Raw genomic sequence first — 23563 nt, 5'->3', positions numbered from 1 at the left:
AATTATTCAATGTTAAGATCCATGTATTCAGGCGTCTCGGGTATGCGCGGTTTTCAAACGAAGCTGGACGTCATCGGCAACAACATCGCAAACGTGAACACGGTTGGTTTTAAATCCGGACGTGTCATGTTCAAGGATGTCATGAGCCAGACCGTTGCCGGCGTAACTGCACCAAACGGTACAGAGCAGGGCGGGGTAAACTCCAAGCAAATCGGCCTTGGCGTGTCGGTTGGCTCCATCGATACCGTTCATTTGGGCGGCAGCGCTATGACGACCAATAATCCGACGGACGTCCGGATTGATGGCGACGGTTTTTTCCTGGTGAAGCTGAATGATGCGCAAGAGGTTCCTTTCTTGACGCGGGCGGGCGACTTCCATGTGGATGCAGCCAAGAACCTCGTTACCTCCGATGGCTTGTATGTGTGCGACTCGGATGGAACGCCGATCACGCTGCAGGACGATGCGACGGCATTCTCGATCTCGCAGGACGGCACCGTCGTGCAAAAGCTGGCTGACGGCGGGACCGAAACAGGCATTAAGCTTGGCGTAGGCAAAGTCGTCAATCCGGAAGGCCTGGAGAAAATCGGCGGTAATCTGTACCGGATGACGATCAACGCGAATCCGGACGGAGAACTGGTACCTACTACGGCGAATAATGCCGAGGATGGCACCGGTGCCATCGTTTCCGGACAGCTTGAAATGTCCAACGTCGATCTGACCGGCGAATTTACCGAGATGATCGTCGCCCAGCGCGGATTCCAGGCAAACTCTCGTATCATAACGACTTCGGATGAAGTGCTTCAGGAAATCGTAAATCTGAAACGCTAATCGATGATTAAACCTCGGGAGAGGGTGACCTCTCCCGAATTTCCATAGGAGGCCTGCTATGATTTCTGTTACCCGGTTAAACGGCTCGCCATTATGGCTGAACGCTCTGCTTATCGAAACAGTGGAAGAAACGCCAGACACATATATCACATTGGTCACGGGCAAACGGCTGATTGTTTTGGAGAAAGCAGCTGAGGTCATTTCCTTGGTTAAACAATACAATCAGGAAATCGGCGTTCATAATGCCACTATAAAAGTGCAACAAACGGAGGAAAACTCATGAAAAAAATGCTGCCTTGGCTAATAACGATACTTCTGGCTATTACACTGATCGTGGTTGCCGTCGTTCTGCTGGCGCCTTCAATGTTCGGAAAAACTATCAATACGAATACTGCGGCCCAGGCGATCGAGGTAAAAAAATTATCAGCGGATGAACTTGTGGAAATGACATCTGAAATTACGGATATCAAGACCAATCTTGCAGATCAGGATTATATCGTATTGATGAATTTTGCGTTCCAATTGAGCGATAAGAAATCCAAAGCGGAATTCGACAAGATCAAAGAGTTCAAAATTAAACCGATTATTATCAAAACGCTTGCCGATACCAAACCGGATGAGCTGCGGGGTTCGGGCGGCAAGGACCAATTAAGCGCAAAATTGATCAATTTGATCAATAAAACTTTGACTGAAGGTAAACTGACACAAATCGAAATCACAAACTATATTTTAACTCCACTCTAAAATGGATCTGCTAAATCCTGAGAGAACCCAAGACAATCCTTAAGGGGGGTGAGATGATTGGTTGATGTATTATCGCAAAATGAGATCGACGCACTGCTGGCCGCCCTATCGTCCGGTGAAATGGACGCCGAGGAGCTGAAAAAAGAGGACACACAGAAAAAAGTCCGCTCGTACGACTTTAAACGCGCGGTTCGTTTTTCCAAGGACCATATTCGAAGCCTTACCCGAATTCATGAAAACTTTGCTCGTTACCTGACCACCTATTTTTCGGCCCAGCTTCGGACCTTTGTCCAGATTAGCGTGGTTCAGGTTGAACAGCTCCCATACGATGAGTTCATTCGCTCGATTCCCAAAATGACGATCCTCAACATTTTTGAGGCCGAGCCTTTAAAGGGGAGAATGGTACTCGAGGTTCATCCGAACGTAGCGTATGCCATGCTCGATCGTCTGCTGGGCGGTGTCGGCAATGCTCCTACGAAAATCAACACGCTCACGGAAATCGAGACAACGATTATGGAACGGATATTCAGCCGGGCCTTTGATAGTCTCGCGGAAGCTTGGAAGACGGTTCTGGACATCTCCCCTCGGATGGAAGCCATGGAGACGAACCCGCAATTCATGCAGATTGTTTCTCCCAATGAAACGATTGCGCTCATATCATTGAGCACTAAAATAGGCGACACGACCGGGATGATCAATCTCTGTATTCCGCACGTTGTCCTGGAACCGATTATGTCGAAATTGTCGGCGCATCAATGGTTCGTTTCCGAAAAGAAATCCAGCATTCCCGAAGAAGCAGAGTCTTTGAAGCACCGGATCAGTCAGGCTAAATTGAACATCATCGCCGAGCTTGGAAACTCGCAAATTTCCATTTCGGAATTTTTGGGACTTAGCCCGGGTGACGTGATCAGCCTCAACAAAACGGTGGAATCCGGCCTTTCGATCAAGGTAGGAGACCGACTGAAATTCATCGGAAGTCCAGGAACATTGAAGGACCGCGTGGCTGTTCAAATCGACGAAATTGTCAGTGAAGGAGTTGAGGAGATTGACGAGTAACGAATATTTGTCGCAAGAAGAGATAGATGCCCTGCTGAAGCAGTCTGAATCGGATCATTCCCCAAGTAGCGGAGGGGGGTCCTCGGTCGATGATTATTTGACGCCTTTGGAGCAGGACGCTCTGGGGGAAATCGGCAACATCACTTTCGGAAGCGCAGCTACAGCCCTTTCGACCCTGCTGGGCAAAAAAGTGGAAATTACAACGCCGAAAGTATCGGTCATCACAAGAGAGCAGTTTGAGTCTGAATTCCCTAAACCTCATGTTGCGGTTCATGTTACATACGTAGACGGCTTTGAGGGTATCAATTCGCTCGTTATCAGAACACGGGACGCGCAGGTTATCGCAGATCTCATGCTGGGCGGAGAAGGCAATCCTGACGACCAGGAGCTGAATGAGATTCATATCAGCGCGGTTCAGGAAGCGATGAACCAGATGATGGGATCATCGGCGACATCGATGTCTACGATTTTTAACCGTTTTGTCAATATTTCGCCTCCGGGAATCGACATTCTGGATGTATCCAGCGGCGACGGTGTCAGCAGTCTTCCAGCGGACCAAACGCTGATCAAAATATCTTTCCGGCTTACGATCGGGGATCTGATCGATTCGACGATCATGCAGCTACTTCCGATCCAGTTTGCGAAGGATATGGTGAACATGCTGATTCATGGAACCGAACCGATCGAGCAAGTCGTGCAAGAGACTGCGGCGGCAGCGGCTCCTGAGCGGACGGCTGCACCATCGCAACCGGCACCGCAGCAGCAAGAGTCCCCTAATCAGAATCAGCAGCCTGCGGCGTATCCTCCGGGATACGGAGCTCCGGGACAAGGAATGCCAATGGATATGCCGGCGTATGATCCGAACCAGCCAATGCAAATGCCGCATTACGGAGCGCCGCAGCACTACGGAACACAGTATAACCGCAACGTGAATGTACAGCCTGTGCAGTTCTCGAATCTGCAATCTGGAGCATTCGGGTCAGTCGATCAAAATAATTTAAACTTATTGATGGACATTCCTCTTAAAGTCACCGTAGAATTAGGAAGGACCCAAAAGCAAATAAAGGATATCTTGGAAATGTCCCAAGGTTCGATTATCGAGCTGGACAAGCTCGCGGGCGAGCCTGTTGATATTCTCGTAAACAACAAGCTGATCGCCAAAGGCGAGGTTGTTGTAATCGACGAGAACTTCGGTGTACGTGTCACGGACATTCTAAGCCAATGGGACCGAATACAAAAATTACAATAAGCAAAATTTAGGGAGGATTTTTAATCAATGGCTAACCGTATTCTTATCGTGGATGATGCAGCATTTATGAGAATGATGATCCGTGATATTTTGTCTAAAAATGGTTTTGAAGTCGTAGGAGAGGCTCAGGATGGAGCGCAGGCAATCGAAAAATTCAAAGAGCTTCGCCCGGATCTGATTACAATGGATATCACCATGCCTGAAATGGACGGGATTGCCGCTCTGAAGGAAATCAAGAAGCTGGATCCAAGCGCTAAAGTCATCATGTGTTCCGCAATGGGGCAACAGGCTATGGTTATCGACGCCATCCAAGCCGGAGCCAAGGATTTTATCGTGAAGCCGTTCCAAACGGACCGTGTTATCGAAGCAATTAACAAAACGTTAGGCGTATAAGCTCCATGCTTAGCGCCGATACATTAACGCCACAAAGCTCGGGGAATTATGCCCTGTATCTGGTGTATGTCATTGTCGTTCTGGCCGTCATCGTTGCACTGATCATTTTGTTAATCCGTTTTTTAGGCAAGAAAAACAAGACATGGTTTACCAGTCGTGCTGTTCGGACCTTGGGCGCTGTTGGGCTGGGTCCGAATAAATCCCTGCAGGTGATTGAAATTGGCAGCAATCTGTATCTGGTCGGTGTAGGGGAGGATATTCGCCTGGTCGACAAGATTACCGATCCGGATGAAGTCAGATTGATCCTGGAGGCTTTTGAGGAAGAATCGAGTGCCCAGTCGGGCGCTTTCTCGCCTCTGGTTAACAAATTGATTTCCAAGCTGCGCAAACAACAAGGTCCCGTCTCGGAGGATATTGAACTGGAAGATACGTCATCTTTTCACGAGGTTTTTGACGAAAAGCTTCGCAAAATGTCCACACGGAAAGAGAAAATGGAGGAGCTTCTGCGCGAAGACAATACTACAGATCGGTTGAGGGATCCATGAAAAAGAAGGTTTTGCTTGCTTGCATCGTGTTATCGATTATTAGTTTGCTTGCAATAACAGCAGCTTTTGCTGATCCCATTCCCAATATTGATATCAAGGTGGGCGATTCAGGAGGCAAGCCGAGCACCAGCTCGTTATCGATTCTACTCCTGGTTACTGTCATCAGCATCGCGCCGGCGCTGCTGGTGCTGATGACAAGCTTCACCCGGATCGTCGTGGTGCTGGGATTTGTGAGAACCTCGCTTGGAACGCAGCAAATGCCGCCCAATCAGGTACTGATCGGCTTAGCCTTGTTTCTGACACTGTTTGTGATGACACCAACGTTTTCATCGATTAATGACGTTGCTCTGCAGCCGTATTTGAAGGGTGAAATAACTCAAACCCAGGCCCTGGACAAAGCGGCAGAGCCGATGAAAAAGTTCATGTTCTCGCAAACAAGGGAGAAGGACCTGCTGTTATTTATGAAATACACCAAGACGGAAAAACCGAAAACCTATAAAGATATTCCGCTTACCGTCATGGTGCCCGCATTTGCGATAAGTGAGCTGAAGACAGCGTTTCAGATGGGCTTTATGATATTCATTCCGTTTCTGATTATCGATATTGTCGTCGCCAGCACACTGATGGCCATGGGGATGATGATGCTACCGCCGGTCATGATTTCACTGCCCTTTAAAATTTTGTTGTTTGTACTCGTTGACGGATGGTATTTGGTCGTCAAATCGCTCTTGATGAGCTTTAACACATGACGATTGTATAAGGTGAAGGAGGCCGGCTATGACAGCTGATTTTATTATCGGACTTGCCGGACAGGCGGTTTTTACCGTGCTGAAGGTCAGTGCGCCGATGCTGCTTCTTGGCCTGATCGTGGGTCTGATCGTAAGTATTTTTCAGGCCACAACGCAGATTCAGGAACAGACCCTGGCTTTCATTCCGAAAATCGTGGCGGTGCTGCTGGCCATTCTGCTGTTTGGTCCATGGATTTTAACGACGCTTGTGGATTTTACGTACAACATTTTTAATAATCTATACAAATATATCGGTTAGGCGGAATGCTCTATGAACATGCTGCTGGATAGCCTGCCGGTTTTTATGCTTATTTTTTGTCGAATTACCTCTTTTTTTGTAGTGGCTCCCGTGCTGTCCTCTAAAGGCGTACCGAATACATTTAAGATCGGCATGTCCTTTTTTCTCTCCGTGCTTGTGTTTTTAACCTACGGGGTGCACCAGGAGCTTCCGGCTGATTTGACCTATGTCCTCCTGATCATCCGGGAGATTCTGATCGGACTGCTGTTAGGCTTTGTGGCTTATCTGCTGTTCATGGTCATCCAGACGGCCGGTGCCTTTATGGATATTCAGATTGGCTTCGGTATTGCCAACGTCATTGATCCGATGACCGGAACCTCTTCACCGGTGCTGGGTAACTTCAAGTACATGTTTGCCGTACTGTTGTTTTTGACGATGAACGGGCATCATTACCTGCTGGACGGCATTATCCGGAGTTATGATTGGGTGCCGTTATCGAATGATTTTTTCATCAAGCTGTACAACGGAAGCATTTCGGAATTTTTAGTCAAAACGTTTGGTCAATCGTTCGTGCTGGCCTTTCAAATGTCGGCGCCAATCGTCACCGCGTTATTTTTGACGGATCTCGGTCTCGGGTTTCTGGCCCGTACGGCTCCGCAGTTTAACGTATTCGTGATCGGGATGCCTTTAAAAGTGATCGTAGGCTTAGCTGTACTGATGCTGCTTGTACCCACCTTTTCTTATATATTCGGAGACTTGTTTAATATCATGTTTGAATCGATGCAGAAATTGCTGGGGATCTTGGGGCACAGGCCGACGTAACAGGATGGGGGAGCGACGAAAGTGTCCTACAGGTATCCACTAGATTTACAGTTGTTCGCCGGGGAAAAAACAGAAAAAGCAACGCCTAAAAAGCGGCAGGATACCCGTAAAAAAGGGCAGGTCGCCAAAAGCCAGGAGCTGTCAGGCTCCATTGTTTTGCTTGCCTCTTTTCTAAGCTTGTTGATGTTTGGCGGCTTTATCAAGGAACATTTGGTCGAGCTGTTTAAGGATGTGTTCGTTAATCGCATAAATACGAGCATATCGATTGGCAATGTCATGAGCATGGCGATGCAGTACGTGGTTCAAATTATGATTCTGCTGGCACCCTTGTTTATCACTACGATCGTCGTCGCTTTGGTCGCCAATTTGGCGCAGGTCGGATTTATGCTCACGGGTGAAAACCTGAAGCCGAAGTTCAGCAAGATCAATCCGATCAAGGGCTTTAAAAATATATTTTCGGTCAGATCGCTTGTCGAATTTTTAAAATCAATTTTCAAAATTACGATTATCGGGCTGTTGGTGTATCAAACCTTGTCAGGTGCCCTGCCGCAGATTGGCAAGCTTTCGGAGATGAATATCGAAAAAACGTTTCATTTCGTGGGAAGCCTGACGATGAACCTGGGGCTCAAAATCGGAGCTGCCTTATTTGCCATGTCGATTCTCGATTTTCTCTACCAAAGATATGAATTCGAGAAAAGCATCAAAATGTCCAAGCAGGACATCAAAGACGAGTATAAGAAAATGGAAGGCGACCCGCTGATTAAAGGTAAAATCAGGGAACGTCAGCGCCGGATGGCGATGCAGCGCATGATGCAGGAGGTTCCTAAAGCGGATGTGGTCATCACGAACCCGACTCACTTTGCGGTAGCACTTAAATACGAAGGTTCCGAGATGGAGGCTCCGCAGATTGTAGCGAAGGGACAGGATTTTGTCGCCTTAAGGATCAAGGAAATCGCCAAAGAAAACGGCGTCATAACCATGGAAAACAAACCTCTCGCCCGCGCCCTGTTTCAAAGAGGAGAGATCGGAGATTCCATTCCCGCCGATTTGTTCCAGGCCGTGGCTGAAGTATTGGCATATGTATACAAGTTAAAAGGCAAGGTTAAATAATTCCAGGGATCGGAGGCAGTGAATCCATTGAAAAAGAAAGAGCTTACGGTATTACTAGGTGTCATCGGCATCGTTCTCATGATGATTCTTCCGATCCCTACTTGGCTTTTGGATATTTTGCTAGTCATTAACATCTCGCTCGCTCTTACGATATTGCTGGTAGCCATGAACACCAAGGAAGCTTTGCAATTTTCCATCTTTCCATCGCTGCTCTTAATCACTACCCTGTTTCGCCTAGCGCTAAACATATCAACCACCAAACTGATATTGTCCAACGGCTTCGCCGGTACGGTCGTATCGACATTCGGCAGCTGGATTGCCAACGGGCAGATCGCAGTAGGCTTTATCGTCTTTCTGATCTTGGTCGTCGTGCAGTTTATCGTCATTACCAAGGGCTCGGAACGGGTAGCGGAAGTAGCCGCACGCTTTACGCTCGACGCGATGCCGGGTAAACAGATGAGCATCGACGCCGACTTGAACGCCGGTCTGATCAATGAGCAGCAGGCGCGCGAGCGGCGCAGGAAAGTGGAACGCGAGGCGGATTATTACGGGGCGATGGACGGTGCGACGAAATTCGTTAAAGGCGATGCCATTGCCAGCATCATCATTCTGATTATCAATCTCGTCGGCGGCTTTATTATCGGCATGTCCATGAACGGCATGGGCTTTACGGATGCATTGTCCACCTATTCCGTGCTGACGATCGGCGACGGACTGGTGTCTCAGATTCCGGCGCTGCTGATCTCAACCGCATCCGGCTTGATTGTAACCCGCTCCTCTTCCGAGGGGAACCTGGCGAGCGATTTGACCGAACAGCTGATGTCATATCCGAAGCTGCTCTATATCGTCGGAGGAACCGTCGCGCTGCTCGGCATTTTTACGCCGATCCATATCCTCACGACGCTGCCTCTTGCAGTGCTTCTGTTCATCGCTGCTTATACGATGCAGAAAAATATGACGCGGAAGCAGATCGAAGTGGAGCAGCAGGAAGAAGAGCAGCAGATCGAAGAGGTACGAAGTCCGGAAAGTGTCATCAACCTGCTGCAGGTGGACCCGATCGAATTCGAATTCGGTTATGGCCTGATTCCGCTTGCGGACGTTCAGCAGGGTGGAGACCTGCTTGATCGGATCATCATGATCCGCAGGCAGTGCGCACTTGAACTGGGACTCGTCGTTCCCGTCATTCGAATTCGCGACAATATTCAACTAAAACCGAATGAATATGTCATAAAAATTAAAGGAAATCAAGTCGGCGGCGGTGAATTATTACTAAATCACTACTTGGCAATGAGTCCTGGGTATGAAGACGAAAGCATTTCCGGTATTGAGACTTTAGAACCGGCTTTTGGTCTCCCGGCATTGTGGATCGATGAAACGACGAAAGAACGGGCCGAGCTTTCCGGCTACACCGTTGTAGATCCTCCATCCGTAGTGGCAACGCATTTGACCGAACTGATCAAAAAACTTGCACACGAGTTGATCGGCCGTCAGGAAACCAAAACCCTTGTCGACAATTTGCGCGAAAATTATCCGGTGCTTGTCGACGAGCTGATTCCAAGCATTATGTCGATCGGCGACGTGCAAAAAGTGCTTGCGAAGCTGCTTCGCGAGAAAATTTCCATCCGCGATCTTGTAACCATTTTTGAAACGTTGGCTGATTACGGCCAATTCACGAAGGATCCGGACGTTCTTACCGAATACGTAAGACAGGCTTTGTCCCGTCAAATCACCCAGCAGTTCTCTCAAGAAGGGGAGACGCTGAAAGTCATTACCGTAGGACCTTCGCTCGAGAAAAAGATAGCCGAGAGCGTGCAGCAGTCCGAGCAGGGTAGCTATCTGGCGATGGATCCGACGTCCACGCAAACGGTATATCAAAAGCTTAGCGAGCAGGTGAACCGTTTGCTGCAATCCGGCCAGCAGCCGATATTGCTGACCTCGCCTACGATCCGCATGTATTTGCGGCAAGTCATCGAGCGGATGATGCAGGACATTCCGGTGCTTTCCTACAGCGAGCTTGAGCCGAATGTTGAAATTCAGAGTGTCGGAGTGGTGAATTTATGAGAGTAAAGCGATATCTGGTCGATACGATGCCTGAAGCTATGCTCCAGATCCGCAATGACCTGGGCGGCGATGCCGTCATACTAAGCACCAAGGAGACGAAGGTTGGCGGTTTCCTGGGGATGTTCAGACAAAAGAAAATCGAAGTGGTTGCGGCCGTCGAGAAGGATGAGCAATCCCAAGCCAAAAAAACGGCTCCAGCCGCAACCCGTCCATCCATGGCCGTTCCGAAAAAAGCGGTGCCGCAGGCATACAGGAAAACCGCTGAGCTCACATCAGCGGCGACGAACCAAGCCTCGGCGCCGACCGCAGCCGAGCAGACCGCAGCCGCGGTCGATATCGAGCAGGCGCTGAAAGACATGCAGGTGGCTCAGTCTATGAGACAGCAGCCTGTGGATAACCGCGCTGCCTCCGATACCCAGTCTGCCCATATGGACTCTCCGGAGCTTCCGTGGAATGAAATCGAGGCGAATCGTTCCTCGGCAAAGGCAGCTGAGAGAGTAAATAAAGCTGAGGTCGAAATTCCTATCGAAAAGAAAAGCTCGTCAGAGGCCGAAGAGAGGCTGCTGGAGGAACTGCGTGAAATGAAGGCCTGGATGGCGAGAATTTCCCGCCAGTCCGCCATGCGTCAGACGCTTCCGGAACCGCTGCAAAAGCTTCAAGACCGTCTGCTGCAGCAGGAAATCGAATCCGATATCGTGCAGGAATGGATTGAATCCGCCTATGAGCATTGGGAAGCGAAAGGCCGCGTGCTTACGGACGCCGAACTGGAAGACTTTATGCGCGAGCAGATCAAGTCGTTCCTGGCGGGCCGGTTCGGTGGAGGCATAGCCAGCAATACCCGAATGGTCTATGTGGCTGGTCCGACGGGTGTCGGGAAAACAACCACGATCGCCAAGCTGGCGGCTGAGCAGCTTTTCCGTTATCACCGTAAAGTGGGGTTCATCACTTCGGATACGTACCGGATCTCGGCAGTAGAGCAGCTCAGAACCTACGCCTCCATCCTGAATGTCCCGCTTGAAGTCGTGCAGTCACCAGGGGACATGCAGCGTGCCATACAGCGATTGAGCTATTGCGACTTGATTCTTATGGATACGGCAGGACGGAATTACCGGAATGAGCTTCTGGTTTCGGAGCTCCAAAGCTTGTTCTCTCCGATGGAACAAAGCGAAACCTATTTAGTGCTCAGCTTGACCTCCAAGGCACAGGACATGAAGAGAATCACCGAGCATTTCAGTAAATACGGGCTGGACAAGGTGATCTTTACCAAACTCGACGAAACAGGCAGCTATGGTTCGATCATCAATCTGATTCAAGAGTTTCCTCTGAACCTTTCCTATATGACCAATGGCCAGAACGTCCCTGATGATCTGCTTCTGCCTGAAGAACGGACGCTGACCAGTCTGCTGCTGGGAGAAGAAGGGGCATGACGGACCAGGCACAGACGCTCAGGAATCTGGTGATGAAGCGGGAACGTGAACGGGCCGCACAGATCCCGGAAACAGCGCCACAGCGTACCGCGAAGCTTATAACGGTGTCCAGCGGAAAAGGCGGCGTCGGAAAATCCAATTTCACCCTCAATTTTGCGCTGGCGCTTCAGTCCATGGGGAAGAGAGTCCTGGTTTTTGATGCCGATATCGGAATGGCGAATATCGACGTTCTGATGGGCATTTCCGCGAAGTATAACCTGTACCATTTGCTGCGCGGCGAGAAGAGAATCGATGAGATCATCGAGCGTGGGCCCGGCTATCTTTCATTTATAGCGGGAGGCTCGGGGATGGCGGATTTGTTCTCGTTATCCCAGAGCGATCTGGATTATTTTACAGCGCAAATTGAAAGTATCGCCTCGGAAATGGACTTCATCATATTTGACACGGGGGCTGGGCTCTCCAAGGCGAATTTCAATTTTATTCAGTCCGCAGACGAATGCTTGATTGTTACGACCCCGGAGCCTACATCCATCACCGATGCTTATGCACTGATTAAAGTGGTCAGCGGCCAAGAGCAGGACACATCGTTCAGACTTATCGTGAACAGAGCCGGGGATGAAAAAGAGGCTGTCCAAACAGCCGACAAAATCATGATGGCTGCGCAGCGATTTCTGAATGTGCAGATCTCGATGCTCGGATACATCAGCGACGACAACCATGTGGTGCAGGCCGTCAAAAAACAAGTTCCTTTTTCAACGGCATTTCCGAATTGCATGGCTGCGCGGGATGTACAGCGTATAGCCCAACATTACCTGCTCGTTCCTGCTTCCCGGGAACCCGGTGCCTCGACAGGAATCAAAGGATTTATGCAAAAGTGGCTTCGTCGAACAAAATGATTCTTTTGTAAAAGGGAACAGGGGTGGAAATGGCATGACGCCATATAAAGTCATAGTGGTAGATGACTCGGCATTTATGCGGAAAATATTTTCGGATTTGATTGAAAAGGATCCCGCATTTCAGGTCATCGACACGGCTGTGAACGGACGGGATGCTGTCGAAAAAATCACGAGGCTGAAGCCGGATATCGTCACGATGGATGTGGAAATGCCGGAAATGAACGGCCTTGAGGCGCTCAAGCTGATCATGGCAGAGTACCCGCTTCCCGTCATTATGCTGTCAGGCATTAACGAGGAAGGAATGAAAGAAACGATCATCGCTCTGGAATCCGGGGCTTTTGATTTTATCCGCAAGCCGTCCTTAACCTATTCACAGCATATCGAACAGGTGGGGGACGCGCTGCTGGAGCAGTTGAAGGCAGCGATGAGCGCGCGCGAAAGAAGAGCCGCGTTCAAGGCGGAGGAGCAGAAGAAACAGCAGAAGCAGCAGCAAAACACGGAAGACCTAACCACGCTGACGGCTGCCTCAGCGCCGTCAAAGGTACGGAGAACAAAGCCGGAACCTGTTAAACGGCAAGCTCCTCTGTCCAAAAAAACGGAGGCTGCAGCGAAGCGGCAGGAAAACGGTCTCGAACCCAAACGGGAAAAGCTGGTTTCCTTCATGCCCAAACCGCCGCAGAAACCACTTACGGTTGAGGAGTCTCCTGCTGCACCGGCTTATGCCCCAGCTTCATCGCATGAGCAGCGGGGGGACATTCATCAGATTGTGGCGATCGGCTGCTCCACGGGGGGGCCAAGGGCGCTGAAGGCCGTGCTGGAAAAAATTCCGGCGGGTCTGTCCGCTCCTGTAGTGATTGTGCAGCACATGCCGCCGAACTTCACTAAATCGCTCGCACAGCGGCTGAATTCCTTCAGCGGCTTGGAAGTCACAGAAGCTGAGCACGGGATGGTGCTGAAAGCCGGATGTGCGTATGTCGCGCCGGGAGGCAAGCATATGAGGGTGGCACAGTCTGCAGGAGGCCGGTATACGTTCATGCTCTCGGAAGACGAACCGGTCAACGGCCACCGGCCTTCGGTGGACGTACTGTTTGAATCGCTGCTTCCGCTTTCCGGACTGAAACGCCATGCCGTGCTCATGACGGGAATGGGCAGCGATGGAGCGCGGATGATGAAGCGCCTGTACGACTCGGGCGTGAACAGCACCTTCGCCGAAAGCGAAGAGACCTGCGTCGTTTACGGGATGCCGCGCTCGGCGGTCGAACTGCATTGTGTAAGCCATGTTTTACCGCTTCAAGAAATCGCAGCCGGTCTCGTCCGGGCTGTGAAGTAACGGAAAGCGAACTTATAAAGGAGGTGTCTCACAATGGACATGAACCAATACCTATCCATGTTTATTGATGAGTCCAACGATCATCTACAATCATTGAACGAAAATATGCTTTTGCTAGAAGGCAGCCCGAATGATCTCTCGATTGTACAAGTGATTTTCCGTTCAGCACACACATTAAAAGGGATGGCCGCAACGATGGGGTTCGAGGATCTTGCTGCGCTGACCCACCAGATGGAAAACGTGCTGGATCTGGTCCGGAACGAAAAACTGGCTATGCAGGATTTTATTTTTGACACGTTGTTCAAGGGCCTGGATGCCCTGGAGTCCATGGTTCAGGATATTACCGAGGGCGGAGATGGCAAAGCGGACGTATCCGCAATCGTATCTTCGCTGCAAGCGATTGTCAGGGGAGAGGACCTGTCCGCCAAACCCGTCTCTGCTGATGAGGCTCAAGCTTCGGTATCCGGAGCCAATACGGCGATCCAATTGGACGAGTTTCAGTACTCCGTATTGAATCAATCGATCGCTGACGGCCATCGTGTCCTGTATCTGGATGTCTACATCCGCGAAACCTGCCAGTTGAAGGCTGTGCGTGCCTATATGGTATTTGATTTGCTGGAGAGATCCGGCGAAGTCATCAAGTCTTCTCCGTCCGCGCAGGACATTGAACAAGAAAAATTCGATCACAGCTTTTCTCTTTATTACATAACACTGAAGGATCCTGCCGAATTGCAGCAGCAGATTCTAAACGTCTCGGAGATCGACAAGGTCACCGTCATGGAGCTTGATCAGGAATCATTACAGCAGATGAGCGAGCTCGGATCGGCTTCGCAGCAAGCGGCAGCAGCTGTTGAAGCGCCTGTCAAGGCGGAAGCGGACGAGAAGAAGCCGCAAGTCCCGGTTCAGGAGCAGCATGCGTCCCAGCAAGCTCCTGCTGCGAAATCGCCAGCCAAGACCGGAGGCGCAGCTCCTTCACGTACGATCCGCGTAGATATCGAAAGACTCGATGTGCTGATGAATTTATTCAGCGAATTGCTGATTGACCGTGTTCGTCTGGAGCAGCTAGCCAGTGAGGTGCAAAATCATGCATTAACGGAGACGGTTGAGCATATGAGCCGCGTGAGCTCCGATCTGCAGGATATTGTCATGAAACTTCGGATGGTTCCAGTCGATACGGTCTTTAACCGTTTTCCCCGCATGATCCGCGACTTGGCCAAATCCTTGGACAAAAAGGTGGATCTGATTATCACCGGTGCGGAGACGGAACTCGACCGTACGGTCATCGACGAAATCGGCGATCCGCTGGTCCATCTCTTGCGAAATGCCGTTGACCATGGCATCGAGCCGATTGCGGACCGCATCAGCGCCGGAAAGCCGGAGACCGGCACGGTTCATCTGCGGGCATTCCACAGCGGTAATCATGTTTTCATTGAAATTGAAGAAGACGGTCGCGGCATTTATCGCGATAAGATCCTCAAAACGGCTCTTAAAAAAGGCGTTGTCACCGAAGAGCAGGCAGCGGGCATGTCCGATGAAGAAGTGAATCAGCTTCTGTTCGCTCCAGGGTTCAGTACAGCGGAAAAAATATCCGATGTATCCGGACGCGGAGTTGGCCTAGACGTCGTCAAAGCCAAGATCACGTCTCTCGGCGGTCAGGTGACCATTTACTCCACTCCAGGCAAAGGAACGAATTTCTCGGTGCAGCTTCCGCTCACCCTGTCGATCATTGCAGCCATGCTCGTGAAAATGGGCTCCGAGAAGTATGCCATTCCGCTGTCTTCGATCGTCGAGACGGGGATTATTCGGAAAGAGCAAATCCGCACCGTACATGGCAACAAAATGGTGGAGTTCCGTGGGCAGCATATTCCTTTGATTTCGCTAAGCCGCATCTTCAACATCAAAGACTTCGACGAAAGAGAAGAGGCTGAAACCGAAATCATCGTCATTCATAAAGGCGAGCGCCTGGCTGCTTTGGCGATTGATGAGTTCATCGGTCAGAACGAAATCGTTCTGAAGGGGCTGGGCAAGTATCTCCCTCCGATTAAAGGCATTTCCGGGGCCACCATTCTTGGGGATGGCCAGGTTGCCCTCATCCTGGATCCGAATGTGTTTATAAAATAAACAAGCAGCAGCCTACATCGGCATCCCGGCTTGTATTCATAAAAGGAGGTTTTTCCCATGGGAGAAGAAATTAAAGTAATCGTGTTTAAGCTGGGCAGCGAGGAATACGGAATCGAAGTGGACAAGGTTCAGACGATTGAACGCATGCTTCCCATTACCAGAGTTCCTAAGACATACTCGTTTGTAAGAGGTGTCATTAATCTGCGGGGCGTAGTGATTCCGGTTATTGATCTTCGCGGCCGCTTCGGTCTCGAAGACACAGAGTACACGGACCAGACCCGGATTATTATCGTTGCGGTCAACGAGATGGAAGTCGGCTTTATCGTCGATTCGGCCAACGATGTCATTGATTTGCACACAGACCGTATCGAAACACCTCCCGAAGTGGTTGGGGGCATCAAGGCGAAGTACCTCGATGGTGTTGCGAAAATCGGCGATGACCGTCTGCTTATCATGCTCAATCTCTCCGAGGTGCTGAACAAAAACGAAATCATCCAATTGGAAAGCTTAGAGGAGTAGCCCGTGGAGGTCTTCAAGCATTTTAAAGAATTTAAAATGGATGTTTTAAAGGAAGTCGGAAATATCGGCGCAGGCAATGCGGCGACGGCTCTATCCCTCCTTCTGAACAAACCCGTGGATATGGCCGTGCCTAAAGTGCAGCTTCTGTCCTTTGAGGAAATTTCAGATAAGGTGGGAGGCGCCGAGAAGCTTGTGGTGGCCATCTTTCTCCGTGTCGAGGGAGATGCCCCGGGCAACCTTTTCTTCATTTTAAGTCCAGAGGCAGCCAAAAGTCTGCTGAACCGATTGGTAGGCATACCGCTGGAGGGTGAGGGCTTTTTTGACGAAATGGAACAGTCTGCGCTATGTGAAATAGGTAATATTTTAGCCGGATCTTATTTATCCTCATTGGCTGACTTTACGAACCTCTCCATGTCCCCTACCGTTCCAGCCCTGGCGATGGATATGGCGGGCGCGATCCTGAGCTATGGTTTGTTGCAATTCGGACAAATGGGAGACGATGCCCTTTTGATCGATACGACGTTTCTAGAGGGTGATCATGAGGTGGAGGGACAGTTTTTCCTCATACCGGATCCGGATTCTTTTTCCAAGATTTTTAAAGCGTTGGGAGTACCTGTGGATTATGATTGAAGAGCAAAGCATTGTGAAGGTAGGTATGGCCGATTTGAATGTCGTGCAGCGTTCCGGAATAATCCGGACGGTCGGCCTCGGGTCCTGCATTGGACTCACGATGTACGATCCCCAGTTGAAAATAGCTGGGATGGCGCATGTCATGCTTCCATCATCGGATATTGCCCGTGAGGGGCAGCTGAACATCGCCAAGTATGCAGACACGGCTTTACCTGCTCTTCTTGAAAAGCTTTTGCACTTAGGTGCATCCCCCTCGCGCATCGTCGCCAAAATGGCAGGAGGCTCGCAGATGTTCGCATTTGCCGGTACCGGGGACACCATGAGAATCGGACCGCGGAATATCGAGTCCTGTAAGCTTAAGCTGGCAGAGCTTCACATTCCGCTCATTGCAGAAGACACTGGCGGGAACTACGGGCGTACCATCGAATTGGATGCAAGTTCGGGGATTTTATATATCCGCAGTGTACAAACAGGTGTAAAGGAAATGTAGCCATGAAAGGAAATCTGTGGTTTAATCTTGTATTTGGCGTTATAGGGTTTATATGGACCTTGCTGTTTTCTCTGACACATAATTTGTTCATGACAAGTGTTATACGCGGGCTGGTGTCTTTTGTCGCGTGGTTTCTTTTGGCATTTCTGCTCCGGTGGGTTTGGACAATGCTGAGCAGCCCCCAGGGATCATCTTTACCTATGACCGGGGATGGCGAGGACAAGCAGGCTGGAACTCGGCTGGATTTGACGACCCCGGATGAAAGCGATGAACTGAACGAGCTGCTGAAGCCAAAACGCGAGCCTTCCACTGAAGGCGATCAAGGCTTTACGCCACTCAATCCGCCGAAACTGGTAACGACAAAGGATCCTGAAGAAATGGCCAAAGCGGTTCGTCACCTGACAGAAAAATAAGGAGGGTGAGGGTAGTGAACGAGCGTAAAACTTCTCATCTGAATCACGCCGAGCTTTGGGAACAGTGGAAAGAGCACGGAAGTCTGGAAGCGAAGAAAAAATTGATCGAGAATCATTTGCATATTGTGGATTACGTATCAAGCCGCTTGGCTATTGGGCTGCCCAAAAACGTCTCCAAAGACGACTTGGCCAGCAATGGGGTTATGGGATTGATCGATGCGGTCGACAAGTTTGATTATAAGCGTGGCCTCCAGTTCGAAACGTATGCATCCTTTCGGGTAAGGGGAGCGATCCTCGACTCCCTGCGCCAAGGGGACTGGGTTCCGCGTTCCGTCCGCGAAAAAGCCAAGAAAATCGAGGATGCTTATCAGCAGCTGGAGCAGAAGCATCTCAGGTCTGTTTCCGATGCTGAGATGAGCGACTATATGAATATTTCCGTGAAGGAATTTCAGCATATGCTGCAAGAGGTGGCTGTTATGTCACTATGCTCGCTTGAAGATCCCATCCGTGAGGAAGAGTCCGAAACCCGGATCTCTGTCATGGTAGACGATAAGGCGAAGAATCCTGACTATAAAGTCAATGAATTCTATTTGAAGGAGTCGCTCGTCAAGGGGTTGGAAAAACTCACCGAAAAAGAACGCACCGTCGTATCATTACTATATTATGAAGATTTATCACTTAGCGAGATCGCCGAAGTGATGTCTCTTTCACCTTCGAGAATTTCTCAACTGCATTCCAAAGCGATTTTGCGTCTGCGTGGAACGCTGGAAAAACATCGGGATTTGCTGATGCAAAACGACTAACCGCTGTAGAAATAGAGGGGAGGAAAAAGATTGACAGCCCAAATAGCATTGGATACTTTTCTAAGTGTTACGTTTTCAGATGATAAGAGCGTTGCATATATACAATTTTCAAAGCGTGATGAGGGCTTCAAGTGCACAGAAGACGAATTGATGCTGTTTTTGCGCACCCATCAGATTCAACACGGAATTCAGCGGGATATTGTCAACCGGTTCGCCAGTCATCCTGAGGAGTATATGTTCAGCAAAACACCCGTAGCGATGGGGGATCAGCCTGAAAGCGGGAAAGACGGTTATATCGAGTATGCGTTCAAGCTGCGCAACGAGAAGGATCATAAACCTTTGGAAACCGAAGACGGAAAGGTGGATTATAAGGAACTGCTGAGTTTGAACAATGTCATCAAAGGTCAGCTTATTGCCAAGCGGATTCCGCCAGCTCCGGGTAAACCCGGGACTTCGGTGACCGGTGAATTGATTCCATTCAAACCAGGAAAAGAAGCCTACTTTAAAGTAGGGAAAAATGTTGTGCTCGATGCCGAGCAAACCTCGATGTATGCAGCCATCGACGGCCTGATCGCGACTACGGATAAAGGGAAGATTAACGTGTTTCCGGTGTATGAGGTCAATGGCGATGTGGACTACAGCGTGGGCAACATCGACTTTGTGGGTACCGTTGTCATCCGGGGCAATGTTTTGACGGGATTTCGAGTCAAGGCAGCCGGTGATATCCGCGTCGTAGGCGGCGTGGAAGGAGCAGAACTGGATGCAGACGGATCGATTGAAATTACCAGCGGCATTATCGGCTACAACAAAGGTTACGTCAAGGCGGGCAGAAACGTGAAAAGCTCGTTTATTCAAGATGGAAACGTGGTAGCGGGCGAGGATGTCATCGTTTCGCAAAGCATTATGCATTCCAATATCCGGGCAGGCAAAAATGTGATTTGCAATGGAACCAAGGGTCTGATCGTCGGCGGCAGCATTCAGGCGGGAGAACGGGTAACGGCCCGCACGATCGGTAACAGCATGTCCACGATGACGGCGATCGAGGTCGGCGTGCAGCCGGAGCTGAGAAACGAGCTGACGGAGCTTCGGGTTCAAACCAAGCAATTGAAGGAAGCGCTGGATAAAACGGATAAAGCCCTGCATCTGCTGAATCAGCTGGCTTCTACGGGTCAGCTGACACCCGATAAGGTTGCCCTTCGCGTCAAGCTGAATGCGACGCAGAAGTCGTCTCAGCGAGAGCTGGGTGTTGTAAGGGAGCGCATACTTGAAATCGAGAAAACGCTTGAAGATACGGGTAAAGCAAGAGTTGACGTCATAAAAATGATATATGGGGGCTCCAAGATTATGATCGGCAGATACACGAGATTTATTAAGGACCCCGCAGAACGCGTTTCTTTTTACTATTATGAAGGCGACATTACGATGACCCCGTACATCTAGAGATTCGAGTTGGTTCAGCCTGATCATAGAAATCCTCCTGGAGGAAGGTGAATCTTCGTGAGTCTAAAAGCGGTAGAAATGCAGATTGCCATCCCTCGTACGACGGAAGCAAGCAAGATACAAAACGATGTTCATCATAAAACCTCTCAAGAACAACAGTTCTTGGCGGGTCAGCAGCTGAAGGAAAGCCAAGAACTCCGGCAGCGCAGTTCAGGAATTGATGAGACGGCGAATGCTGCGGTGCGAGGAGACGGGAATCAGCAATCCTCCGGACATGGAGACTCGCATTCGCACAAGTCCAAGCAGGAACAGGAGGAGCATCACAATGCGGAGCACCCGTTCAAGGGTCGCCATTTTGATGTTTCTCTGTAAGTATGTAAGAGTTTGTATCTCTATCGGATTCGTAAATTAGCAGTTAAAGGAGATCGCAAGGTTTGAAACCGTGGATGATTGTCGTTATATTGGGCGCCGCCGCCATTGTCTATGCTCTCATGCTGCCTAAACGGCAAGTCGACAAGTCTTCTTCTGATAAAGAGAAGCTGGTTCAAGAGGTGGAAGCGACGCTCGAGCAGTACATGGCAGATATCGAAAGGGAAAATGAAGAACTGGTTGAGCTGATCAGCCGCATGAAACAGGAAACGGAATCCAAGCAACTTGCCCATCAGGAGCAGCTTGCCGAATTGAGGCAGCGGCTGGTTCAGCTGGAGCAGCAGACGCTTCAGCACGAGGCTCGGATTACGGCGGCAGAACAAGGAACCCATCAAGCGGCAGCCGTCATGCTGGCTCAGGCTCAGGAGGTGGCAGCTGCCCAAATCAGCCGATACCAACAGGAACAGCAGCCTTCTTTGGCAGAGCCCGAACCAGAGCCTCAGGAACCGTCCATCCGTGATCGTTATTCGGAGCTTTTTGACTTGTATGCGCAGGGCAAATCCGTAGACGGAATCGCAAAAGTGACGGGGATGCAGAGCGGGGAAGTGCAGCTGATCCTGCAGCTTGCCAAACAGGAGGGATCGCTGTGATCAAAAATCGTTCCTTTATGATCGGTCTGGGCAGCGGTTTGCTGGTGGGAGCGCTTTTGCTGCAGTTGATGAACGTAGGGACAGCTGCGCAGGTCCTGTCGGATGCTCCAGCGGACAAGCTAACCAAGGAGCAGCTTCAGGAGCAGGCGGAAGCGATGGATATGGAGCTGGTGGATGCCGGGGACAAACGAATGACGGAAGAGGAATGGAAGCAGCAAATGGTCGATAAAAGCTCGAAAGCACAGGGCAGCGAGGTGAAATCGCCGAAAGCAGCCGATAAGACCGATGCTCCCAAAGCGCCCGATCAGCCAGCTCAGCCTGAATCCAAGACAGAGGACTCAACGCCGAAGACCGAAGAGCCTGCCGCCGGCAAGAGCCCTAAAACGCCTAAATCTCCATCCATCAAAGTGAAAATTGCAAGCGGAAGCAATCTGACGGATGTAGCCTCGAAATTGAAGCAGTCCGGCATTATTTCCGACACGGCGGCTTTTGTGGAAAAAGGGAGAAGTAAAAAGATGAGTACCAAAATCCAGTCCGGCACATACGAGTTTGCCCCGGGCGAGGATTTTAACAGCATCATATCCAAAATTACGACAAAACCGCCCAGCTGATGAGACACCCAGCGGACGGTTTTTTTAGATATTTGTTCAGATGGGAGAATGGACAGCCTGAAGTTACAATAAAATCTACAATTTAATACGGTCTGCTTTCTATATAAGTACGTCAATTGACGTTTTTTTGTATTGTTTTAATTACGAATGAAAAACCCTGGAATAGGCGTTGCATCAGTCATTCACTTATGGTATATTAAATGACGGTGTTAAAACACACGCTGTCGGATTTCGTAAAGGGTGCTTTCCTGATGGAGAGTCTTGACGGGAAATGAAAGCAGCGGAGGACACAATAAAAACCAAATTTAGGAGGTGTGTGAAGATGGCAGTAATCTCCATGAAACAGCTTCTCGAAGCTGGTGTTCACTTCGGTCACCAAACTCGTCGTTGGAACCCGAAAATGGATAAATATATCTTCACTGAAAGAAACGGTATTTACATCATCGACCTGCAAAAAACAGTTAAAAAGGTCGAAGAAGCTTTTAACTTTGTTAAAGGCGTAGCTGAAGAGAACGGAACTATTCTGTTCGTCGGCACGAAAAAACAAGCTCAAGATTCCGTGAAAGAAGAAGCTGAACGTTGCGGTATGTACTACATCAACCAACGCTGGCTCGGCGGAACTTTGACAAACTTCGAAACTATTCAAAAACGTATCAACCGTTTGAAAGAACTCGAAAAATGGGAAGAAGACGGCACATTTGCTGTCCTGCCTAAAAAAGAAGTTATCCTTCTCCGCAAAGAGAAAGATCGTCTTGAAAAATTCCTTGGCGGTATCAAGAACATGAAAGGCCTGCCTAGCGCCCTCTTCATCATTGATCCTCGCAAAGAGCGCATCGCTGTTGCCGAAGCCCGCAAATTGGGTATCCCAATTGTAGGTATCGTTGATACGAACTGCGATCCGGACGAAATCGACTACGTTATTCCTGGTAATGACGACGCGATCCGTGCCGTTAAACTGTTGACTGGCAAAATGGCTGACGCAGTGGTGGAAGCTCACCAAGGCGAAGAAACAACTGCCTAAGTTCAGCAGATAGCAAGACATAGACATGAATTAAATGAAAAGGGTGGTTGGTAGGTGTATAACCTCTCACTGCCCTTTTTTTAAGATCGCTACCTAAAAAACCAAACATTGTTGGAGGGAATATTCCATGGCAGTTAGTGCAAGTGCAGTAAAAGAGCTTCGTGAAAAAACAGGCGCAGGTATGCTGGATTGCAAAAAAGCGCTTGAAGAAGCAAATGGCGACATCAGCAAAGCGGTTGAAGTTCTTCGTGAAAAAGGTTTGGCCGCAGCAGCCAATAAAGCTGGACGCGTAGCAACCGAAGGCGTTGTAGAATCTTACATCCACGGCGGCGGACGTATCGGCGTACTGGTTGAAATCAACTGCGAAACAGACTTCGTAGGTAAAACAGACCAGTTCAAAGAATTCGCGCGTGACATCGCAATGCATATTGCGGCTTCCAGCCCTCGTTATGTAGCTCGCGAAGAAGTGCCTGCAGAGGAAATCGAAAAAGAAAAAGAGATTTTGAAGGCTCAAGCCCTGAACGAAGGCAAACCTGAAAAAATCGTTGAAAAAATGGTTGAAGGCCGCATCGGTAAATACTATGAAGAGTTCTGCTTGCTTGAGCAGCCTTTCATCAAAGATCCGGACAAAACCATCGCTACCCTGCTGAAAGAAAAAATCAGCACGATCGGCGAAAACATCTCGATCCGCCGCTTTGTTCGTTACGAACTGGGCGAAGGCATGGAGAAAAAAGTGGATAACTTCGTTGAAGAGGTTATGGCTCAAGTTAAAAACTAAGCTGTTGAACGGCGCCAGTTTATGCGCATGAATAAATAGTGTACAATAAAGAGCGGAACACGCCAGTGTTCCCTCTTTTTTCAGAAATCAGAAAGTATCGCTTTGCGTCAAATACCGTCTGGTTTCTTGAGGAAAACATCCGCTGCAAGGCACTCTGCCGGCATCGGAAGTTTTTCTTAAGATATAAGGAATCCGCAAAACGCGGTCTGTCGACGTTGCGTTGCTTCGATC

At 49.6% G+C, this 23563-nt stretch carries 27 protein-coding genes; all 27 read left to right on the top strand.

Features of this window, described 5'->3' with window-relative positions:
* The first annotated feature begins 9 nt into the window (after positions 1 to 9).
* The 27 genes from flgG to tsf all read left to right on the top strand — a co-directional run bounded on the left by flgG (position 10) and on the right by tsf (position 23332).
* On the top strand, positions 10 to 828 hold the full coding sequence (gene flgG / locus PCH05_RS26245) for a flagellar basal body rod protein FlgG (RefSeq protein ID WP_127607540.1): 819 nt from the start codon (positions 10 to 12) through the stop codon (positions 826 to 828).
* 58 nt (positions 829 to 886) lie between these two features.
* Positions 887 to 1111 (top strand): flagellar FlbD family protein, encoded by a 225-nt coding sequence (locus tag PCH05_RS26240; protein ID WP_127607536.1) that lies wholly within the window; start codon positions 887 to 889, stop codon positions 1109 to 1111.
* Positions 1108 to 1572 carry a flagellar basal body-associated FliL family protein gene (locus PCH05_RS26235; RefSeq protein WP_127607534.1) on the top strand — a complete coding sequence of 155 codons (465 nt, stop codon included), beginning with the start codon at positions 1108 to 1110 and terminating at the stop codon, positions 1570 to 1572. The genes PCH05_RS26240 and PCH05_RS26235 overlap by 4 nt, the downstream gene beginning before the upstream one ends.
* Before the next feature lie 57 nt (positions 1573 to 1629).
* A complete protein-coding gene (gene fliM, locus PCH05_RS26230; RefSeq protein WP_127607532.1) occupies positions 1630 to 2628 on the top strand; it encodes a flagellar motor switch protein FliM in 999 nt (332 codons plus the stop codon).
* Entirely contained in the window at positions 2618 to 3877 is a 1260-nt protein-coding gene (gene fliY, locus PCH05_RS26225) for a flagellar motor switch phosphatase FliY (RefSeq protein ID WP_127607530.1), read from the top strand. The genes fliM and fliY overlap by 11 nt, the downstream gene beginning before the upstream one ends.
* Before the next feature lie 27 nt (positions 3878 to 3904).
* On the top strand, positions 3905 to 4270 hold the full coding sequence (locus PCH05_RS26220; RefSeq protein ID WP_127607528.1) for a response regulator: 366 nt from the start codon (positions 3905 to 3907) through the stop codon (positions 4268 to 4270).
* Between the two features lie 5 nt (positions 4271 to 4275).
* Positions 4276 to 4815 (top strand): flagellar biosynthetic protein FliO, encoded by a 540-nt coding sequence (locus PCH05_RS26215; protein ID WP_127607526.1) that lies wholly within the window; start codon positions 4276 to 4278, stop codon positions 4813 to 4815.
* Positions 4812 to 5564 (top strand): flagellar type III secretion system pore protein FliP, encoded by a 753-nt coding sequence (fliP, locus tag PCH05_RS26210; RefSeq protein ID WP_127607523.1) that lies wholly within the window; start codon positions 4812 to 4814, stop codon positions 5562 to 5564. The genes PCH05_RS26215 and fliP overlap by 4 nt, the downstream gene beginning before the upstream one ends.
* Before the next feature lie 28 nt (positions 5565 to 5592).
* The gene (gene fliQ / locus PCH05_RS26205; protein ID WP_127607521.1) at positions 5593 to 5862 is read left to right on the top strand and encodes a flagellar biosynthesis protein FliQ; all 270 of its coding nucleotides are present in this window, start codon (positions 5593 to 5595) and stop codon (positions 5860 to 5862) included.
* A gap of 12 nt (positions 5863 to 5874) precedes the next feature.
* Positions 5875 to 6663, top strand: a complete 789-nt coding sequence (fliR, locus tag PCH05_RS26200; protein ID WP_127607519.1) for a flagellar biosynthetic protein FliR — start codon at positions 5875 to 5877, stop codon at positions 6661 to 6663.
* 21 nt (positions 6664 to 6684) lie between these two features.
* Positions 6685 to 7773 carry a flagellar biosynthesis protein FlhB gene (flhB, locus tag PCH05_RS26195; RefSeq protein WP_127607517.1) on the top strand — a complete coding sequence of 363 codons (1089 nt, stop codon included), beginning with the start codon at positions 6685 to 6687 and terminating at the stop codon, positions 7771 to 7773.
* A 27-nt stretch (positions 7774 to 7800) separates the two neighbouring features.
* Complete coding sequence (gene flhA, locus PCH05_RS26190) at positions 7801 to 9834, top strand: flagellar biosynthesis protein FlhA (protein ID WP_127607515.1); 2034 nt, start codon at positions 7801 to 7803, stop codon at positions 9832 to 9834.
* Positions 9831 to 11261 (top strand): flagellar biosynthesis GTPase FlhF, encoded by a 1431-nt coding sequence (flhF, locus tag PCH05_RS26185; protein ID WP_127607513.1) that lies wholly within the window; start codon positions 9831 to 9833, stop codon positions 11259 to 11261. The genes flhA and flhF overlap by 4 nt, the downstream gene beginning before the upstream one ends.
* Entirely contained in the window at positions 11258 to 12157 is a 900-nt protein-coding gene (locus PCH05_RS26180; RefSeq protein WP_127607511.1) for a MinD/ParA family protein, read from the top strand. Before flhF ends, PCH05_RS26180 begins: the two co-directional genes overlap by 4 nt.
* Before the next feature lie 34 nt (positions 12158 to 12191).
* A complete protein-coding gene (locus PCH05_RS26175; protein WP_127607509.1) occupies positions 12192 to 13487 on the top strand; it encodes a protein-glutamate methylesterase/protein-glutamine glutaminase in 1296 nt (431 codons plus the stop codon).
* 33 nt (positions 13488 to 13520) lie between these two features.
* Positions 13521 to 15608 (top strand): chemotaxis protein CheA, encoded by a 2088-nt coding sequence (locus tag PCH05_RS26170; protein ID WP_127607507.1) that lies wholly within the window; start codon positions 13521 to 13523, stop codon positions 15606 to 15608.
* Positions 15609 to 15665: 57 nt separating this feature from the next.
* The gene (locus tag PCH05_RS26165) at positions 15666 to 16127 is read left to right on the top strand and encodes a chemotaxis protein CheW (RefSeq protein ID WP_127607505.1); all 462 of its coding nucleotides are present in this window, start codon (positions 15666 to 15668) and stop codon (positions 16125 to 16127) included.
* 36 nt (positions 16128 to 16163) lie between these two features.
* Positions 16164 to 16757: a chemotaxis protein CheC gene (locus PCH05_RS26160; protein ID WP_371860593.1), complete on the top strand. Its 594-nt coding sequence runs from the start codon at positions 16164 to 16166 to the stop codon at positions 16755 to 16757.
* On the top strand, positions 16750 to 17247 hold the full coding sequence (locus tag PCH05_RS26155; protein WP_127607501.1) for a chemotaxis protein CheD: 498 nt from the start codon (positions 16750 to 16752) through the stop codon (positions 17245 to 17247). Before PCH05_RS26160 ends, PCH05_RS26155 begins: the two co-directional genes overlap by 8 nt.
* 2 nt (positions 17248 to 17249) lie before the next feature.
* A complete protein-coding gene (locus PCH05_RS26150; RefSeq protein ID WP_127607499.1) occupies positions 17250 to 17660 on the top strand; it encodes a hypothetical protein in 411 nt (136 codons plus the stop codon).
* 14 nt (positions 17661 to 17674) lie between these two features.
* The gene (locus PCH05_RS26145) at positions 17675 to 18463 is read left to right on the top strand and encodes a FliA/WhiG family RNA polymerase sigma factor (RefSeq protein ID WP_127607497.1); all 789 of its coding nucleotides are present in this window, start codon (positions 17675 to 17677) and stop codon (positions 18461 to 18463) included.
* Positions 18464 to 18493: 30 nt separating this feature from the next.
* The gene (locus PCH05_RS26140; protein WP_127607495.1) at positions 18494 to 19903 is read left to right on the top strand and encodes a flagellar assembly protein A; all 1410 of its coding nucleotides are present in this window, start codon (positions 18494 to 18496) and stop codon (positions 19901 to 19903) included.
* 57 nt (positions 19904 to 19960) lie between these two features.
* On the top strand, positions 19961 to 20275 hold the full coding sequence (locus PCH05_RS26135; protein WP_127607493.1) for a hypothetical protein: 315 nt from the start codon (positions 19961 to 19963) through the stop codon (positions 20273 to 20275).
* Positions 20276 to 20349: 74 nt separating this feature from the next.
* Positions 20350 to 20922, top strand: coding sequence for a hypothetical protein (locus tag PCH05_RS26130; protein ID WP_127607538.1), 573 nt, complete (start codon positions 20350 to 20352; stop codon positions 20920 to 20922).
* The gene (locus tag PCH05_RS26125) at positions 20919 to 21533 is read left to right on the top strand and encodes an endolytic transglycosylase MltG (RefSeq protein WP_127607491.1); all 615 of its coding nucleotides are present in this window, start codon (positions 20919 to 20921) and stop codon (positions 21531 to 21533) included. The genes PCH05_RS26130 and PCH05_RS26125 overlap by 4 nt, the downstream gene beginning before the upstream one ends.
* A gap of 322 nt (positions 21534 to 21855) precedes the next feature.
* Positions 21856 to 22554 carry a 30S ribosomal protein S2 gene (gene rpsB, locus PCH05_RS26120; RefSeq protein ID WP_127607489.1) on the top strand — a complete coding sequence of 233 codons (699 nt, stop codon included), beginning with the start codon at positions 21856 to 21858 and terminating at the stop codon, positions 22552 to 22554.
* Positions 22555 to 22681: 127 nt separating this feature from the next.
* Entirely contained in the window at positions 22682 to 23332 is a 651-nt protein-coding gene (gene tsf, locus PCH05_RS26115; protein WP_127607487.1) for a translation elongation factor Ts, read from the top strand.
* The last annotated feature ends 231 nt before the right edge of the window (positions 23333 to 23563 follow it).

This window comes from Paenibacillus chibensis (assembly GCF_004001045.1).
Classification (GTDB): Bacteria; Bacillota; Bacilli; order Paenibacillales; family Paenibacillaceae; genus Paenibacillus_AQ; species Paenibacillus_AQ chibensis.
This window is presented reverse-complemented; position numbering and strand designations above follow the sequence as displayed.